Below are 17421 nucleotides of genomic sequence, written 5' to 3' on the forward strand. Positions count from 1 at the left end.
TATTTTAAAATTCAATATATCCCTTAAAAACTTTTAATTGTATAATATATTTTGTCATATTTTTAGATTTTTCGACATAAACCAACAAAAATAGAGAACGTATTGGGAGAAGACATTATGTATACAAAACTATTAAAATCAATTACATCATTATCACTGATTGGTGGTGCGTTGTTATATACAAATGGCAGTGGTGTGAAGGCTGCTGAAGTGGGTGTTTTTTCTGATGTGCCGACATCACATTGGTCATATCCTGCGATTAAAGATTTAGCGAGTAAAAATATTATTTCCGGTTATGGGAATGGGATATTTGGTTTTGGAGATGTTGCGACAAGGGAGCAAGTTGCGGCTTTAATTTATCGAGTGTTAGTACCGAATAAACAAGGCGGTTCGTTTAGTAATGATGGAACTCGTTACGTATTAAAGGATGGGTCTACGTTTAAAAATCCTTACGGTGATATTAATCAAAGTTCTACAATGTTTCCAGAAGAGGTATTAACTTTAACGAATTTAGGAGTTTTTAAAGGTGATGAAAATGGCCAATTTAGACCGAAAGCTTCTGTGAGTCGTGCGGAAATGGCACAAATTCTTACAAATGCTTTCCATCTTGCGGCAAAACAAAAACATACCTTTAAGGATGTTCCAAATCCATTTTGGGCAGAAAACGCAATTAGTGCAGTGCAGTCAAATGGAATCGCAGATGGCACAGGGAACGGGAATTTTGAACCGTATGGCACAGTAACACGTGAACAGTATGCGCAGTTTTTATATAAAACTTTAAAATATAAAAATGCCGATGTGAAAGATACAGGAGATGCTGCATTATTAACAGCGTTTAAAGAGGAAGTACAAAAGCGTATTAATACATACGAGACAAATATTACACTTCCATATAAAACGAAAAACAATAATACAAACGAAGTGATGAATACACTTTTTAACGCATATAAAGAAGTTGCAAGTAAAAATGAGTATACAAATAATAATAGATCGAATGTTTCATATGGACTTTCTGGATCACCTGGAAATTATACATTTACGCTTAAGATTACATATCGTGAAACGAAAGAACAGACGGAATATGTCATGAAACAAGCGAAAGCAATCGTTTCTTCTATTACTCAAGTTGGAATGGACGATCACGAAAAAGTGAAGGCGATTCATGATTACGTAGTAAAACATGTTTCTTATGATACGTCTTATAAAGCTTACACAGCATATGAAGCACTTGTAAATCGTTCTGCGGTTTGCCAAGGTTACGCACTATTAACGTATCAATTATTAAAAGAAGCAGGAATTGAAAATCATTTCGTGACAGGAACTGGGGACGGACAACCTCATGCTTGGAATTTAGTGAAAATCGAAAACAAATGGTATCATCTTGATACAACATTTGATGATCCGGTTCCAGATGAGCAGGGCCGCGTAACGTATTCGTATTTCAATTTATCAGATGAACAAATCGCAAGAAATCATGAGTGGAACCGCGGAGACTACCCGCAAGCTACAACGAATTATTATAGTACACTGACAAACAAAATTGCGGCAGGTAGTACGAAAACGCCTGCATATCAACAAATATTAAAAGATACAAAGTTAAACTATTTAGGAAATGAATATATCGCAAATAACTATACCGAATTAAAAAATAAAATGCAGCAACGCTATAGTGCAAAACCAGAGAAAATTGAAGTGCTATACAAGCAATCAATGAATGGTGCACTGCAAGATGTGAAAAAGGCAATTGGTGAAATCGATTATCCGCAAGGGGCAAATCGAGTTTCTTATAAAGCGGAGCCTTACAATGCGAAAGAAGGGTATTCTTTAGTGACGATTACGTTTACGTATTAAAAGCAACCTAGATCCTATGGGATCTAGGTTGTTTTTTTATTATTCTTCGACAAAACATGACAATATATAGATACATTCTTTGCTACTATGAGATGAGAAATCTTACATTAAAAAACTGTTTAAAATAACTAATGCAGATAGGCGGAAAAAAATGAACCGAAAGTTACTAATGGCTTTAACATGCGGTACATTGCTTATGGGAATGGCTGCTTGTAGCTCAAATGAGAAGACTACAACTGAATCAAAACCTAAACAAGAAGAAAAGGTTCAGGAAAAACCGAAAGTTCAAACCATTCAAAAGCAGCAAAAAGATAGTTATGTAGTAAGTGAAGATGAACTCTCTAAAGCGGCACAGTCGATTGGTGAAATCCAAAACGAGCAAACTATAAATGATATGATGATACATATGTCTTTACAAAAACTCACATTCAATGGGAATAATCTTCATGTTTCCGGTACCCGTGATGTAGGGCGATTTCAAATGACGAAAGAAAACATTCAATACTTAAAAAACAACTTAAATGTTATTAATAATGATGAAAGATCAAAATATGAATCTATTCTGAACAAATGGTATGATGGAGAGTTCGAATCTGTAGTTAAAGACTTTGAAGAAATTCATTATTTAAGTTCAGGAAAAAAGCAAAGTATGAAGGGATCTAAACTAGCTAAAAAAATTGATAGTGATGAAAAAGAATTTATTCTCCATTTCTTTGGTCAAGAAGGATTAGATATCCATAATAAAGAGTGGAAACAGGGCGAGTTATAGAAGTAAAACTGAATTTCTCTTCACTAGGAAGTACAATGTTTTATGGAACAAAAAAATAATGAAATTTCCTTAAATATAGTCCCATCGGGAGGTTGTCTATACTGAGATTCAATAGATACACAGTAATGCTTATTTTTCTAGCCATTGGCACAAATGCTGCATTATCTATGTGGATTAAGCAGGGACTTTTAGGTGTCATCAATGCTATTATTTTCTTGTTAACCGCTGCACGGACTACAAAATGAACTAATACAGAAGATTAGCATAAATAAAACATTGTATTTCTCAATAAACAAAACAACTTAACGTGGTAAAATAATAGTTGGACGGGAGTCCAATACATATTATTAAAATTAAGATGGTTCAAGTCGGAGGAAGGCACCTTAGGGTGTCTATTCTTTTTTATAAAAAGAAATTTGTACGTTTAGACGCATTTTAAATACAAAATAACCGATTCCTTATACGTTAAGAAACCGGTTATTTATTTTCCTACTTTTTTAGAGGGCTTTTTCTTATAATGGTCTTAAATCATAAATAAAAGATAGAGTAAAAACTATATACGAAATAAATGTAACGAAAACAAGAAAACATATAAACTGAGAATTAGATACATATTGTTCTATTCTTTTTTTCATGTTAATTCGTATTATTTTTCAAATGTGAAGTATCAATTGGAATTTGAGCTTTCCAAGATCCATTTACTTTTCCAATTCTAGTTATATTTACGTCTAAAGTAAGAGGCTGTTTAAAAACGTCTTTTTCTTCATTAGTTATAACAAATGTAGCAACACCTTCGGGTCTATCATTATCACGGATGCCTATTTTATCTAACTTTTGACCTGCTGCCACAAGTTCAAAAGGAAGACGATCATCTGCATCATGGATAAATGATAGTCTCCCATCATGTTTAATCTCAGGGTTTTCCTCTTGTTGTCCATTAATTATACCATCACTTTGGAGATCTAATCCTGATGTATCAAATTCAAATGGTACTAAACTTCCGTCAGCTTTTTCCATTCTATAATGAACTGATATACGTGAATCTGCGATAAATAATTCTTTGAGATGTACAGTAATACCTTGATCTGTAATTTTTTCATCAATAGGAATATATTTACCATTCTTCATCATATCTTGTGTGATACCATTTTCATCTTTTATTCCTTCATTTACAACTTTATCATTTGTAATTGCATCAGAAAAATATGAAGCGACATTTGTAGCCGCCACTTGTACTTGTGGAATCATTGCTGTTGTGAAAAGTGCAGCTGCAGCTACTGCTGTATAAATGAAACATTTTGATTTTTTACTCATGTTTGTAAAGATGCCTTTCTTTTGTTGTTTTTTGTAATTTATATTAGAAACGTTGTCTAACTTGGAACGACTTTCAAATGTTTTCCATGCTTGTTCTATATCAATTTTGATTTCTTGTGGTGAATTTGCAGATTCTTCATCTAGCATTACGTTTTCCCATTGATTTAATTTACTAATTTCTACTAATAAATCTTGGCATGCTTCACATGTATCTAGGTGCTTTGTAAATTCCTTTCTTATATCATGAGAAAGTTCTCCATCAATATATGTTTGAATAAACCCGATATCATAACATTTCATTTGTTATGCCTCCTCTATTTGTTTATAAATCTTGCGGAATTTCATTTTGGCTCGGACTAATAATGTTCCTATAGAAGATATTTCAATTTGAAGTACTTCTGCAATTTCTTTATATTGAAAACCAGAGAATTTCATTAGTAAAAGGGTTCGTTCTCGATCATTCATTTTATTTAGTGTCGTTTGGACCTTTGTAATTTCTTCTTTTCTTATCCAATCATCGTCTAATGATGATACATTTTGTACTTCATGGTATTGTATTTCCTTATCAATCTTCGCTTGCTGCCTTTTTTCAAATCGAAAATGGTTATAAGCTACATAAGTAGAAGATTTAATCAACCATCCAGGTATATTTTTAATTCCTTTCCAATCGCTACGATATAATTGTAAAAATACTTCTTGTGCTAACTCTTCAGCGATAGATTGATCTTTAACAATCCATATAATCTGTTTCACAGCATAAGCATAGTACTGCTTAAATAAATCTTCAAAGGTCATATTAGAAGCATGACTTTCTTCATTTTCTATGGTTAACATGTTCGTTTAAACCTCACTTTCAATTTGATACCTGTATTATAGAGAAACCAGAAAAACGGATTTTGTGACAGTTTTTCTGGATATTTTTTTATATTTTTTATCTCGCATTAACGGGTAGTAAGACCCCCACCTCAAAATTCAGCGGAAGCAAAGAAGTTAGGTGGGGGGCGGGCTGACCGTAAAAGCCCGATTGGTGTGAGCTAATAATCAGTGGTCGATGAACCCCCCACTGATTAAAGTTTCACTTTATTATGTACTAAAAAAGCATTCATCTGATTAAAAAGATAAATGAAAACATAAAAACTATAATTCTTGCAGTAGTTGTCTATTAATGTACAAAAAACAGTTAGTTTGTTGCCAAATTGTATCTAAACGTACGATTTTCTTTTTTCTAAATGAGAGTCTTGCCTTAAAGAAGATAAAAATTCAATGGATAATTACCATGAATATATAGATAAAGTTCATCCATATATTTGTAGAAAGGAGGCATTCAAATGAAGAGACATGATAATAAGGTTGGTCACTTTACATCTGAAAAAGGAAAGGAAGACTTTCAAATTGCCTACGATGAATCAATGGCACTCCTTCCAAAACCTAACGATACGAAAAATATAAAAACGAAATATGGCACAATTCGTGCTTATTATTTTACTAAAGAGGAAAACAAACATAAGGAACCAATACTCTTACTCCCTGGACGTGGTGCATCTACTCCAATGTGGGTACCTAATTTAGAAGGTCTAAGAGAAAAAAGGCCTGTTTATACGATAGATTTACTAGGTGAACCTGGGATGAGTGTGCAAACGAAGGTGATTGAAAATCAAAAACAACAAGCAGAATGGTTAAATGAAGTAATTGAAGGATTAGGTTTAGAAAGAGTGCATATCGTAGGTGTCTCCATTGGAGGGTGGACAACAATGAACTTGGCCAGATATAATCCTGAGCATATTGCTACGGCTAGTTTATTAGATCCAGTCTTTGTATTTGCGCAAATATCCATAAAAATGATTCTGGCATCTATTCCAGCTTCTGTTCCTATTGTCCCTAAGTTTTTAAGAGAAAAGATGTTAAGCTATGTTTCTGGAGGAGCAGAAGCAAGTGACGATGAGCCTATCGCTAAGTTAATCGAGTCGGGTATGCGTAACTATAAACTGAAAACGCCAGCGCCTGATTTATTTAGTAAAGAAGACTTAAAAAATATTGATATTCCAGTGCTTGCACTTATAGCTGAAAAAAGTACAATGCACAATTCGGTAAAAGCAGTTGAAACTGGAAAAAAATACGTTAAAGATATTGATATAGTTAATTGGAAAAATGCATCTCACGCAATCAATGGTGAGTTCTCTAACGAAGTTAATGCTAGGATCCTTGATTTTGTAGAAAAACATTCTAATGATAACTAAGTTGAAAGTGGAAAATATGTTGTCATAACAACTTCATCTCTATATAGCTATTTAGGGGATTTAGCTCATTTTTTATTTTGGCATATTTTAATTCTGCTATTTTCATGAATATGTATAATTACATAAAATTTCAGTGAAAAAGAGAGTATACTTTCATATTGTGTAATAAAGATAAAGCCCGCCTACGGAAATAGGCGGGCTTTTTTTACTTATAAAGAAAAGACAACCTTTAAGGTGTCTTCCTTCGATTTGAAACATTTTACTAGGTTAAGTTTTTGTGATAATAAACTCTTTTAATTGGAATGAACCTACGCAGTACATCACTTTATTCTTAAGCATCATTCTCAACAAAAGTGAAGATTTTCATTATCTTTTTAACTACAAAGGGTAATAATTTAGAAGCTAAAAATGCAAGTATGAAAGCAATTCCCCATGTTTTTATCCATGATTTGAGAAATAAAGCTGTATATCCAACATTCATTGAAACCATGACGAAAGAGATAATGCTAGATATGCCTAAAATCATAAAGATATTAAAAATTAATGGTTCAAATTTTTTATTGATTTTCAACATTAACACCTATTTTCTATATATGCTTTGCTGCCCAATTTCACCAACATCTAATCTTACAGTTTGAAATCTAGGTTGTCCAGTTTGTTTTACTTTGGTGCAATAGCGATATTGTTTGGAATAAAGTTTCACTTTATTATTTAAGAGCGAATAAATGAAAAATAAAATATCCAAAAATATAGATAGAAATCCGCTTTTATACCTTTCAATAAAAGAATACTAGCATTATATATTATAAGGAATACTTGTCCTTAATTGTAAATGAAAGGGGGGAATTGGTATGAGTTATGGCTATGGTCACCCTCCAAAAAAATGCTTTGAACATCATAATGAAACTTTATCAACGGGTGTATTACGTAGACATTCCGCTACGTTATTTCTTACTGTTGAAGCTATGAATGTTGATCCAGATGATACTCGTAGAGTAACAGTTGAAATGTTTGATTGGTCATCGGGTTCTCCGGTATTGTTACCATTAATAGACCCTTCAACACAAACATTGCCACCTAATCGATATGTTACTTTTCGTTCAGCAGCTCTTCCTCCAGCACTCTTTGCTTATGAAGTAAGAATCATTCGTCCGAAAGATAGAGATGTTGTTACAAATGTTTTTGGTCTTAGTGCAATCGTATTTAACCCACAAGAAGGAAATAATGTTTTACAACATGATTTAGCAAAATTAGACCTTAAATAGATTTTATAAAGGTCTATTTATTGAGCATGATTAAACAAAAGAGTAGGGTGTAATCCTACTCTTTTTTTAACGTTAACTAGAATTTTAAAAGAAATCCTTCATCATTTTAGCATCTTTAATATTTACTATCACACCTTCTACCTTATCTTTCTTCTCATCTTTAGCAATTGTAATTTGTTCCTTATTATCAACCCAAACAAGAAATTCTTCTTTTGCGTCATCTTTATATGTAACGGTAATAGTAGAATGTGCAGATTCTCTCTTTTTTTGATCTAAAGTGATAGTTTTAGGTGTTCCATTTTGAACGGCTGAAACGATAGATTTTATCATTTCTTTATTATCTGTTTGAGATTTGGAAGTAGTATGATTTGTTGTTTTTAGTATTTCAATGTCTGAAATATTTGCGGAGTTTAATTGAAAGGTATATTGTGTATGTTCTTGCTTAACTTGTGAAGCTTTATCTGTAGCCGAGGTGCTTGTACAACCTATTAAAGTGAAAGATAGAGCGGTTAGTGCGCATATAGATATGATTTTTTTCATAGTATCCCTCCTTAAGATTAATTATAACAATTTTCTGTTAATTTAGGTAGTTATTGTAAGGGGAAGATGTTTTAAAGTGGTAAATGATGTTGTTCATTTTCTATTAAAATTAAAATTCACATAATTTTTTTCATATTTTATGTTTAACATTTCGAAAATAGGTGTACTACATATAATATAACAAATAATTCATTTTAAAGGAGGAAGTTAAAGATGGAAACGAAGTATAGTAAACCTTTTGTATATGAATTTATTACGGAGAAAGAGGTCATGAATGCGGCGAATGATCTAGTGAAGAAAGGAATAGAACAAAAAGATATTTACGTGTTAACACATGAGAAAGAGAGGACAGATAGAATCGCAGATAATGCAGACGTGAACACGATTGGAATAAAAGAGGAAGGACTTGGGACAAGCATTATTAATGTCTTTCAAAAAACGGGAGATCAGTTAAGAAATAAGATGCAGGAGTTAGGGCTTAATGAGGAAGAAGCTAACTTTTATGAAGAAAAGCTGGATGAAGGAAAAATCTTGTTATTCGTTAAGGATTTAGAAAGAGTCGGTGAATGGCTACACGAAAGAAGATGCATGTATTCTATTTAAATTTATATCCTTTACATCTATAAATCTATTACGAAAAGGAGATTGGAAATATGAGTGAGAGCGGTCTAAAAGAACAAATTACGGGTAAAGTTGAAAAGAAAAAAGGACAAGTAAAAGAAGGAATTGGTGAAATTACAGAAGATAGAGAGTTGAAAAATGAGGGGAAGTGGGAGAAGACGAAGGGAACTATAAAAGAAAAAGTCGGAAAAGTGAAACAAAAGATAAGTGATGGATTGGATAATAAAGAATAATACATGTTTATCAAGCTTTGGTTACATACCAAAGCTTGATAAATCAAATATAAAAACAATATAGGAGGTTTAATTGTGGGACTTATTATTACGTGTATTGTAGGTGGACTTATTGGTGCGTTAGCTGGAATGATTACGGGAAAAGACTTTCCTTTAGGTATAGTTGGTAATGTGATTGCTGGTTTAATTGGATCTTGGGTAGGTAGTGCGTTATTTGGTCATTGGGGTCCTGAATGGGGAGGCATTTTTGTTCTTCCAGCGTTATTAGGTGCAATCGTCTTTATTTTAATCGTTACATTCTTCTCTAGAATGTTGCGGAAAGCGTAAGTATGATAATGAATAGTAATCTTAAGTTTATTATATATAACTATAAAGTGAATGAACTGATAAATATACATAAAAAAGCATCCAATTAAACTAATTTGGATGCTTTTTTAATGTAACCTACATAGGAATGAGTGGGGGATGAAGGCCCCCACTCATTGAAATTACACTTTTTATTATGTATTAAACCGTCGTTACTTTTTCACAATTATTTATTCTTACGACCTGCCTCGGTTCTATATGAGATAAGTCCTCGTTATTACCTATATCAACTACAATTGTATTCGTTAGTATGTTAATGATAGAACCAACTAATTTTGTAGCATGATCGTGTCGATAAGAAAATTGAACGAAATCTCCCTTTTTAAAGTTGTGCTCTTCCATAGATAGATCCCCCTAAAAATAATGTTTATACATTATACATACACAGATTTATAAGGTTTAAACATTCGGTAGTATTTTTTTAAGTGTTAAGCCAAGAAAGGTGTAGAAAATTTATTTATAATGAAAATAAAAAAATATGTTTAAAACTAATTTTTATGGGTAATTAACATAGTAGTAGTTCGAGATAAGGGGGCGGAAATGATGAATTTGGCAATAAATATTTTGCAAAATAATGTAGGTTATACGGTACAACTTAATGGTGAAATTGATGCGTATACGGCATCAGATTTGAAAAATAAGATTATGCCTATTGCAAGCGAAAAAGAGGTTCAGATTGTAGTAGATTTTCATAACGTAGATTATATGGATAGTACTGGTTTAGGTGTTTTTATAGCTCTATTAAAAGCGGTTAAGAAAAATGATGGAAAACTAGAGTTTATCGGTGTATCTAAAAGATTAAAAAGATTATTTGATATTACAGGGTTAACAGAAATATTAAATTTGAATTCCGATTTTGAAAAAGTAGAAAGAAGGTGACTAGGGATGATGGAGAGATTTGAAAAGATAGAAATGAAAATTCCTGCAAAGGCAGAATATGTGGCTATTATTCGTTTAACAATGGCTGGTGTTGCGAATCGAATGGGCTTTGCTTATGACGATATAGAAGATATGAAAATTGCTATTAGTGAAGCATGTACAAATATTGTACAACATGCATATAAAGAAGACGTTGGAGAAATTGCAATTGTCTTTGGACTATATGAAAATCGATTAGAAATTATGGTTGCGGATAATGGGGTTAGCTTTGATTTTAATAACTTAAAAAGGAAAGTTGGTCCGTATGATATTAGTAAACCAGTAGAACATTTGCCGGAAAATGGTTTAGGTTTATATTTAATTAATACGTTAATGGATGATATACAAATCATGCATGATGAGGGCATGACAGTTTTAATGACAAAATATATACAAAGAGAGCAGGTGGAGAATGATGGAAATCCAATCTCAACCTACGAATCTTACTAAAGAAGACGTTATTAAACTAATTGCAGACTTCCAACAAAACCAATGTGATGAAGCGCAGGAAAGGTTAGTTGAGCATTATAAAAATCTTGTCTATTCCATTGCATATCGCTATTCAAAAGGCGGACCGATGCATGAGGATATTATACAAGTAGGCATGTTAGGGCTCTTAGGCGCAATAAGAAGGTATGATTATTCGATAGGGAATGCCTTTGAGCCTTTTGCAATACCTACAATAGTAGGCGAAATAAAGAAGTATTTACGTGATAAAACTTGGGGCATTCACGTTCCAAGGCGAATTAAAGATTTAGGCGGAAAAATTAAACTTGCGATAGAGGAGTTAACAGATCATCTGCAACGTTCACCGAAGATAATAGAAATTGCAAATCATTTAGGACTATCGGAAGAGGAAGTTCTAGAGATTATGGATGCGAAAAATAATTATCGAGTATCTTCCTTAGATGATGTAGTTGAAAATTCATCTGATGGAAGTTCGGTAGCGAGAATTGAATCTGTAGGTGAAGTAGAGCAAGGATATGAAGAGACAGAAAGGCGTCTCGTTTTAAAGGATATTTTTAACGTATTAAATGATACGGAAAAGAGTGTTATTCATTATATATTTGGAGAAAATTTAAATCAAAAAGATACAGGGGAACGGTTAGGTATTTCACAAATGCACGTTTCTCGTATTAAAAGACAAGCGATAAGTAAATTGAAGCAAGCCGCATTTTTAGATACATAAAAATTTAAAATAATGATGTTTAAAACATGAGAAAAGGGGTACTTATTAAGTATAGGAGGAGATATGAAAATGTCACACGATGTGAAAGAACTAATCGAAGGATTGAATGAAGATTTAGCAGGAGAATACTCAGCAATTATTATGTATAACCATAATGCAGCTACAGTTTCTGGTATATATAGACAAGTGTTAAAGCCTTTCTTTGAATCTGAAATTAGTGATGAACAAGGACATGCCCTATATTTAGCGGAGAAAATTAAGACGCTAGGTGGTACACCTACTACAATCCCTTTACCAGTGAAACAAGTAGAAGATGTTAGAGAAATGTTAGAATCCGCTAGACAATCAGAATATGAGACAATTAAGCGTTATGAAACGAGAAAAGAACAGGCAGCGAAATTAAATATGACAGAGTTAGTTGTAAAGTTAGAAGATATGATTGCAGATGAAACAAATCATATGGAAGAATTAGATCGTCTTTTAAATGACAAAGCAATGGTATTAAATTAATAGTGGAAATTTATAGAATGAAAGAACAAACTCTCATTTCTGGGGGTTTGTTCTTTTGCTGTATAAAAATTATGTTAGAGTAGGAAATTTTCATTTTGTAACTGAGTATGCAATACTAGAAAAATAGAAAATGATAATAGATTTACATTTTAAATAAGAAAAGGGGAAATAACTTGTGTCCATTTTAATTGTCGATGATAATCCGGTTAACATCTTTGTAATTGAAAAAATTTTAAAACAAGCCGGATATCAGGATCTTGTATCGCTGAATTCTGCACAAGAGCTTTTCGAATACATTCAATTTGGAGAAGATTCTTCCAGGTATAATGAAATTGATTTAATACTATTAGATATTATGATGCCTGAAATTGATGGACTTGAAGTTTGTAGGCGATTACAAAAAGAGGAGAAGTTTAAAGATATTCCTATTATTTTTGTTACAGCTTTAGAGGATGCAAATAAATTGGCCGAAGCTCTTGATATGGGGGCAATGGATTATATTACGAAACCTATAAATAAAGTTGAATTATTAGCACGTATGCGTGTAGCGTTACGCTTGAAATCAGAATTAAATTGGCATAAAGAACAAGAAGAAAATCTTCGGAATGAACTAGATTTAGCTACGCAAGTACAAAGAAACTTATTAAGTAGCCCATTAAGAGAAGATCATATAAAAATTGAAGCAAGTTACTTACCTTCATTTAAACTAGCTGGAGATATGTATTATTGGTATAAAATCGATGAAAATCGCTACGGTATTATATTATTAGATGTGATGGGACATGGTGTATCTGCTTCATTAGTTTGTATGTTTATTTCGTCTGTATTACGTGAAACAATTAAATGTTTAATTGATCCAGAACTCGTTATTAAAGAATTAAATAAATATATGACCCTTTTACATAATGAAAATGATAATATTCCTTATTATTTTACGGCGATATACTTAGTTGTTAATACAGAAGATAGAACAGTTGAATATGTAAATGCAGGGCATCCTTCTGGATATGTTTTAGTTGATGAAACAAATGTAGTTGAACTAGATCGCGGGAGTTGTGCCGTAGGATTTTTTGATGAAATAAAAGTTAAAAAGACAGTTATACCTTTTGAGAAGAACGCTCAAATATTATTGTTTACAGATGGTGTTCTTGAAGCAATTGCAAATGATGAATTTGAGTCTGAAGAGAAATTACGTACTTTTACAGAAAGAAAATGGGGAGATTTAGAAGGCGAGATAGAAGGGTTTTACAAGGAAGAACAAAAGAAAGCGCAATCAGATGATATGTGTCTAATTATGATACAAACGAATGCGAAATAAAAAGCGTATGAAATCCAAACAGAGGATTTCATACGCTTTTTATCCCGCATTAACGGGCAGTAAGACTCCTACCAAAAAATTAGTCTGAAGCAAAGAAGGTAGGTGGGAGATCAACTGCCCGTAAATGCCCGATTGGTGAGGGCTGATTAAAGTTTCACTTTATTGTATTTTTTGATAAATTTGTTCACTAGGATTAAATTGCGTATAATGCGGCATTATATTTGAAAAACGAAGAGTTTCTTTATTTCCTAAACATAGAAATCCATTGTGACTTAAGCTTTCATAAAATAGTTGCTGCACTTGATTTTGAAGTTTACTTGTAAAGTAAATTAAAACGTTACGACAAAGTATAATATGAAACTCGTTAAAAGATTGATCGGTTACTAAATTATGCTGTGCAAAAATAATGTTTTGTAACAGTGAAGGATTAAAATAAGCAAAACGATTATCTGTTGAATAATAGTTAGAAAATGCTTGTGTACCGCCAGCTTGTAAATAGTTTTTCGTATAAGTTTGCATTTTATTTAACGGGAGGATACCTTGTTTTGCTTTTTCTAACACATTTGTATTCATATCTGTTGCGTAAATAACCGACTTTTCACTTAATCCTTCTTCGTGAAGTAAGATGGACATTGATAATACTTCTTCACCAGTTGCGCATCCAGCATGCCAAATTCTAATTTCGGGATGCTTTTTTAATTCAGGAATAACATGCTCTCTAAGCGCTTTAAAAAAGGCAGGGTTACGGAACATCTCAGTTACATTAATCGAGAAATCATTTAATAACTGTTCTAAAACCCCTTCCTCGTGAATTACTTTTTCAATTAATTTTGAAATGGTTGGGATATTAGAGAGCTGCATTCGATTACAAATTCTTCTATAAATAGATGTGCGAGCATATTGGCGAAAATCAAATCCTGATAGTTTAAATACCGCTTCCAATAGTAATTCAATTTCTAAGTTCGTGCGCTCATCCGTATCTACTGATGGATCAAAATTATAATACTTATTTTCCACTCCAACTAAACCTCACTTATTTTATTAACCATACACTCATTACCGAATAGAGTTGATGTAGATTTAATGGTTTACTTATATAATCTGAAGCGCCAGCAGATAAACATTTTTCCTTATCATTTGGCATTGCTTTAGCAGTTAATGCGATAATAGGTATTTCATGTAACCCTAAGTTCATTCGGATATTTTCCATCGTTTCATAACCGTCCATATTAGGCATCATAATATCCATTAAAATAAGGTCAATATTTGTATTGCTTTTTAGTATTTCTAAACACTCTATGCCGTTTTGGGCAGTAATAATGTTGGCATTTTGTTTTTTTAATGCATTTTGTAACGCAAATATATTTCGATGATCATCATCGACAATTAAAATTGTTTTCTCTTGGAAGACGTTATTTGTTTCTGGAGTAACGATGGTTTCTTCAACAACTTCAGCAGGAATAACATCTTCTATCGTTGCTGCGACTTCTAAATTGGATAACTGTATATCATGTAAACCATTTGGAAGGTTAGGAATATATACCGTGAAAGTACTACCTTCTCCTACATTACTCTCTAACGTAATCCAACCACCTAATAATCTCGCAAACTCTTTACAAATAGATAAACCTAATCCTGTACCACCATACTTTCGAATCGTTGCTCCATCTGCCTGTTGAAAGGCTTCGAAAATAAGTTGATGCTGTTCTTTAGCGATACCAATACCAGTATCTTTTACTGAAATTGTAATCCAATCTTTACTTATAGACTGCATATCATGACTCAAATTGGTTGTTTCTATCGAATCAAAATGTAAAGAAACGGATCCTTTTTCTGTGAATTTAAATGCATTGGATAATAAGTTTTTAATAATTTGCTCAATCCGTTTTGCATCTGTATAAAACAGATCAGGAATCGTATCACTGTCCTCAATAGTAAATTCGACATTTTTTTGTGCAGCTATATGTAAAAAGTTTTGATGCATATTGGCTGCCATGTCACTTATGTTCGTTGCCTCAAAAATGATGTCTAGTTTGCCTGCTTCTACTTTAGATAAATCTAGTATGTCATTAATTAAAGTAAGTAAGTCTTTCCCTGATGAATGAATGACAGTTGCTAATTCAATTTCATCGTCGGATAAATTGTTATCATGATTTTCTCTTAACATTTCAGATAATAGTAAAATACTATTTAACGGTGTGCGTAATTCATGTGACATATTTGCTAGGAACTCAGATTTGTATTTTGAGCTGCGTAACAACTCGCTTGCTTTTTCTTCTAATTCTGATTTGGTAATTTGTAAGTCAGCTGTCTTCTGCTCAGCCTCTTCAGTTCTAGACTCTAATTGTTCATTCGTTGTTCGTAATTCTTCTGCTTGCATTTGTAGTTCTTCCGCTTGCGTTTGCAATTCTTCTGATTGAACTTGCAACTCTTCTGTCATTGCTTGTGATTCATGTAAAAGAGTTTGAATTCGCATACGTCCCATAATGCTATGAATTGTTAAACCTAGATTATCAACGGTTTGTTGAATTAAATCTTGATGTAAATCTGAAATCTCAGTTACACTTACTAACTCCATTACTGCGATCACTTCATCCTCAAATAAGATAGGGATGACTAGTAGATTTTTAGGACGTATTTCTAATACTCCACTAGTGACATAACGAAACTCTTCGGGTATGTCACTGAGAATAAAACTTTTCTTTTCTAAGGCAGACTGTCCAATGAAACCTTCACCCATTTTAATGGATTGTTTTCCAATATCAGCACCTTGATCGGCGAAAGAAGCTTTTTTCACATAGTAGACAGTTTCTTCATATTCTTCACGTACATAAAATGCACCGCAAGAAGTTTGCGTTTTTTGTATGATGCCACTAAGAATTTTTTTACCTAACATCTCAATAGAAGATACACCTTGATACATTAAAATTAATTCTGCAAGCTCAGTTTGTAACCACTCTCTTTTTGATATTTCGTCTAGTAGGTGATTTGTTGTATGAGCAAGATCTTTTATTTCATCATGTGTATTTACATGAATTCTTTCCGTAATTTTTTCTTTAGAAGAAATGGATTTAATAGCTTGAATTACATTTTTAATCGTTTTTGTAATGGCATTCGAAATATAGAGTGAAACGATAATAGAAATACAAGAAAGTAAGAACAATAAACTGTATAACCAAATCTCTAATTTATTATTTTCAGTATCTAATTGTGCAGCTCTTTTTTTCGTTAGTTGCTCCTCAGTGCTCCGGAAGTTAGTTACCTGCGATTGTAATGATTGAATTTGAGTCGTGTCGATTATTTGTACATTATTACTATTATTATTTGTAATGAGTGGGTGAATCTCTTTATTAATCCAACTAGTAATGTTTTCGTTAATCTGTTTTAATTTTTCTTGCTGAGAGGGATTATCCTCTAATAAAGCAAAAAGATCTTGATAATGTTTTTCGTAATCCTTTTCCGCAGAGTTAAGGGATTGCACGTAAGTAGGGTTATTAGAAATGATAAACCCTTTCGCTTTATTTTCAATTGTTAGTAACTCTTTCTCCACTTGATTCGTTAAATTGAGAACTTTAAAATCGTGATCAATAATAAAATTACGAGATTTTTGTAAGCTGGAAATCTCATTGTTTAACATAATGAAAGAAACAAGTAAGAACAAAATGATAACTAAATAACCAGCCATAATTTTGTAGCGAATACTAAATTTTGCTTTCGAGTTCATTAAAAATTCCTACCTTCAAGGTTATTAAAACTTTTCTATTTTAAAGAATGAAAAACGTAATATATATTATATCAGTTTTCATAAGGTCAAACTAGAAATCCCCCTATTGTATTAGGGGGTTCTTTTTTAATAGAGGAAATCATTTTGAAATATAAAAACATATATGAAAGGTAGTAGACGAGGGAATAGAGGATAACAAACATTCTAAGAAGGGAAGAGTGTTTTTAAAGCTCTTTTTGCATCTATTCCTTCAAAAATAAATAATACAAGATCTCTCTTTTTTACAGTAAGGAAAAAGGATACTAGAGTGCTTAAATTTTTGATTGATGTCATTGTTCCGTGTTTACTTATAAATACATTCGTTTGAAATGTTGTCATTAAAGCATAAAAATGATGAATCTGCGTTATTGTAGGTGTTTCATTATAAGAAATAGTAGTAGAGTGAATGGCGTTCATCGTAATATTCCTTTCCATATAGTAAGCATAACAATATAAACATACCCGTTTTAAAAAATGTTAAACATATAAATAAGAAAAAATATAAGTATAGTTTTTTACGTTTAGAA

General features: G+C 32.2%; 20 protein-coding genes. 12 read left to right on the forward strand and 8 right to left on the reverse strand.

Going from position 1 to position 17421, the window contains the following annotated elements; translation table 11 throughout:
- The first annotated feature begins 117 nt into the window (after window positions 1-117).
- Both MR107_RS10185 and MR107_RS10190 read left to right on the forward strand, forming a co-directional pair.
- Window positions 118-1851, forward strand: coding sequence for an S-layer homology domain-containing protein (locus tag MR107_RS10185; protein WP_000288216.1), 1734 nt, complete (start codon window positions 118-120; stop codon window positions 1849-1851).
- Between the two features lie 151 nt (window positions 1852-2002).
- A complete protein-coding gene (locus tag MR107_RS10190) occupies window positions 2003-2620 on the forward strand; it encodes a DUF6241 domain-containing protein (RefSeq protein WP_242292336.1) in 618 nt (205 codons plus the stop codon).
- Between the two features lie 636 nt (window positions 2621-3256).
- On the opposite strand, the gene MR107_RS10195 is transcribed toward MR107_RS10190, so the two are convergent.
- Window positions 3257-4234: a DUF4179 domain-containing protein gene (locus MR107_RS10195; protein WP_000650420.1), complete on the reverse strand. Its 978-nt coding sequence runs from the start codon at window positions 4232-4234 to the stop codon at window positions 3257-3259.
- 3 nt (window positions 4235-4237) lie between these two features.
- A complete protein-coding gene (locus MR107_RS10200) occupies window positions 4238-4768 on the reverse strand; it encodes an RNA polymerase sigma factor SigX (RefSeq protein ID WP_000955512.1) in 531 nt (176 codons plus the stop codon).
- Between the two features lie 494 nt (window positions 4769-5262).
- On the opposite strand from MR107_RS10200, the gene MR107_RS10205 reads away from it, so the two are divergent.
- Complete coding sequence (locus MR107_RS10205) at window positions 5263-6171, forward strand: alpha/beta fold hydrolase (protein ID WP_000820345.1); 909 nt, start codon at window positions 5263-5265, stop codon at window positions 6169-6171.
- Window positions 6172-6502: 331 nt separating this feature from the next.
- On the opposite strand, the gene MR107_RS10210 is transcribed toward MR107_RS10205, so the two are convergent.
- Complete coding sequence (locus MR107_RS10210; RefSeq protein ID WP_000700223.1) at window positions 6503-6742, reverse strand: DUF2798 domain-containing protein; 240 nt, start codon at window positions 6740-6742, stop codon at window positions 6503-6505.
- Between the two features lie 280 nt (window positions 6743-7022).
- Here MR107_RS10210 and MR107_RS10215 point away from each other — a divergent pair, with 280 nt between their 5' ends.
- On the forward strand, window positions 7023-7436 hold the full coding sequence (locus tag MR107_RS10215; protein ID WP_000120217.1) for a hypothetical protein: 414 nt from the start codon (window positions 7023-7025) through the stop codon (window positions 7434-7436).
- A gap of 84 nt (window positions 7437-7520) precedes the next feature.
- Here MR107_RS10215 and MR107_RS10220 read toward each other — a convergent pair whose 3' ends face one another.
- The gene (locus tag MR107_RS10220) at window positions 7521-7976 is read right to left on the reverse strand and encodes a hypothetical protein (protein ID WP_048538035.1); all 456 of its coding nucleotides are present in this window, start codon (window positions 7974-7976) and stop codon (window positions 7521-7523) included.
- Window positions 7977-8189: 213 nt separating this feature from the next.
- Between MR107_RS10220 and MR107_RS10225 the strand changes: the two genes are divergently transcribed.
- From MR107_RS10225 to MR107_RS10235, 3 genes are all read left to right on the forward strand, one after another.
- Window positions 8190-8579, forward strand: a complete 390-nt coding sequence (locus tag MR107_RS10225) for a YflT domain-containing protein (protein WP_016125605.1) — start codon at window positions 8190-8192, stop codon at window positions 8577-8579.
- 50 nt (window positions 8580-8629) lie between these two features.
- Window positions 8630-8830, forward strand: a complete 201-nt coding sequence (locus MR107_RS10230) for a CsbD family protein (RefSeq protein ID WP_029442042.1) — start codon at window positions 8630-8632, stop codon at window positions 8828-8830.
- A 75-nt stretch (window positions 8831-8905) separates the two neighbouring features.
- Window positions 8906-9157, forward strand: a complete 252-nt coding sequence (locus MR107_RS10235; protein WP_000522903.1) for a GlsB/YeaQ/YmgE family stress response membrane protein — start codon at window positions 8906-8908, stop codon at window positions 9155-9157.
- Window positions 9158-9337: 180 nt separating this feature from the next.
- Here the strand turns inward: MR107_RS10235 and MR107_RS10240 are convergent, their stop codons facing one another.
- Window positions 9338-9538, reverse strand: coding sequence for a methyltransferase (locus tag MR107_RS10240; protein ID WP_074555658.1), 201 nt, complete (start codon window positions 9536-9538; stop codon window positions 9338-9340).
- Window positions 9539-9736: 198 nt separating this feature from the next.
- Between MR107_RS10240 and rsbV the strand changes: the two genes are divergently transcribed.
- The 5 genes from rsbV to MR107_RS10265 all read left to right on the forward strand — a co-directional run bounded on the left by rsbV (window position 9737) and on the right by MR107_RS10265 (window position 13131).
- Window positions 9737-10075, forward strand: a complete 339-nt coding sequence (rsbV, locus tag MR107_RS10245) for an anti sigma b factor antagonist RsbV (RefSeq protein WP_002182514.1) — start codon at window positions 9737-9739, stop codon at window positions 10073-10075.
- Between the two features lie 6 nt (window positions 10076-10081).
- Window positions 10082-10564 carry an anti-sigma B factor RsbW gene (gene rsbW / locus MR107_RS10250; protein WP_000970576.1) on the forward strand — a complete coding sequence of 161 codons (483 nt, stop codon included), beginning with the start codon at window positions 10082-10084 and terminating at the stop codon, window positions 10562-10564.
- Window positions 10527-11303 (forward strand): RNA polymerase sigma factor SigB, encoded by a 777-nt coding sequence (gene sigB, locus MR107_RS10255; RefSeq protein ID WP_002183358.1) that lies wholly within the window; start codon window positions 10527-10529, stop codon window positions 11301-11303. Before rsbW ends, sigB begins: the two co-directional genes overlap by 38 nt.
- Window positions 11304-11372: 69 nt before the next feature.
- Window positions 11373-11813, forward strand: a complete 441-nt coding sequence (locus tag MR107_RS10260) for a ferritin-like domain-containing protein (protein WP_000017755.1) — start codon at window positions 11373-11375, stop codon at window positions 11811-11813.
- A 175-nt stretch (window positions 11814-11988) separates the two neighbouring features.
- Entirely contained in the window at window positions 11989-13131 is a 1143-nt protein-coding gene (locus tag MR107_RS10265) for a fused response regulator/phosphatase (RefSeq protein WP_000025533.1), read from the forward strand.
- 159 nt (window positions 13132-13290) lie between these two features.
- Here the strand turns inward: MR107_RS10265 and MR107_RS10270 are convergent, their stop codons facing one another.
- From MR107_RS10270 to MR107_RS10280, 3 genes are all read right to left on the reverse strand, one after another.
- On the reverse strand, window positions 13291-14148 hold the full coding sequence (locus tag MR107_RS10270; RefSeq protein WP_046392424.1) for a CheR family methyltransferase: 858 nt from the start codon (window positions 14146-14148) through the stop codon (window positions 13291-13293).
- 16 nt (window positions 14149-14164) lie between these two features.
- The gene (locus MR107_RS10275; protein WP_242292337.1) at window positions 14165-16855 is read right to left on the reverse strand and encodes an ATP-binding protein; all 2691 of its coding nucleotides are present in this window, start codon (window positions 16853-16855) and stop codon (window positions 14165-14167) included.
- A gap of 204 nt (window positions 16856-17059) precedes the next feature.
- Complete coding sequence (locus tag MR107_RS10280) at window positions 17060-17311, reverse strand: hypothetical protein (RefSeq protein WP_242245263.1); 252 nt, start codon at window positions 17309-17311, stop codon at window positions 17060-17062.
- Window positions 17312-17421: the final 110 nt, after the last annotated feature.

Origin of the sequence: Bacillus cereus group sp. BfR-BA-01441 (assembly GCF_022663075.1) — a bacterium.
Taxonomy (GTDB): Bacteria; Bacillota; Bacilli; order Bacillales; family Bacillaceae_G; genus Bacillus_A; species Bacillus_A cereus.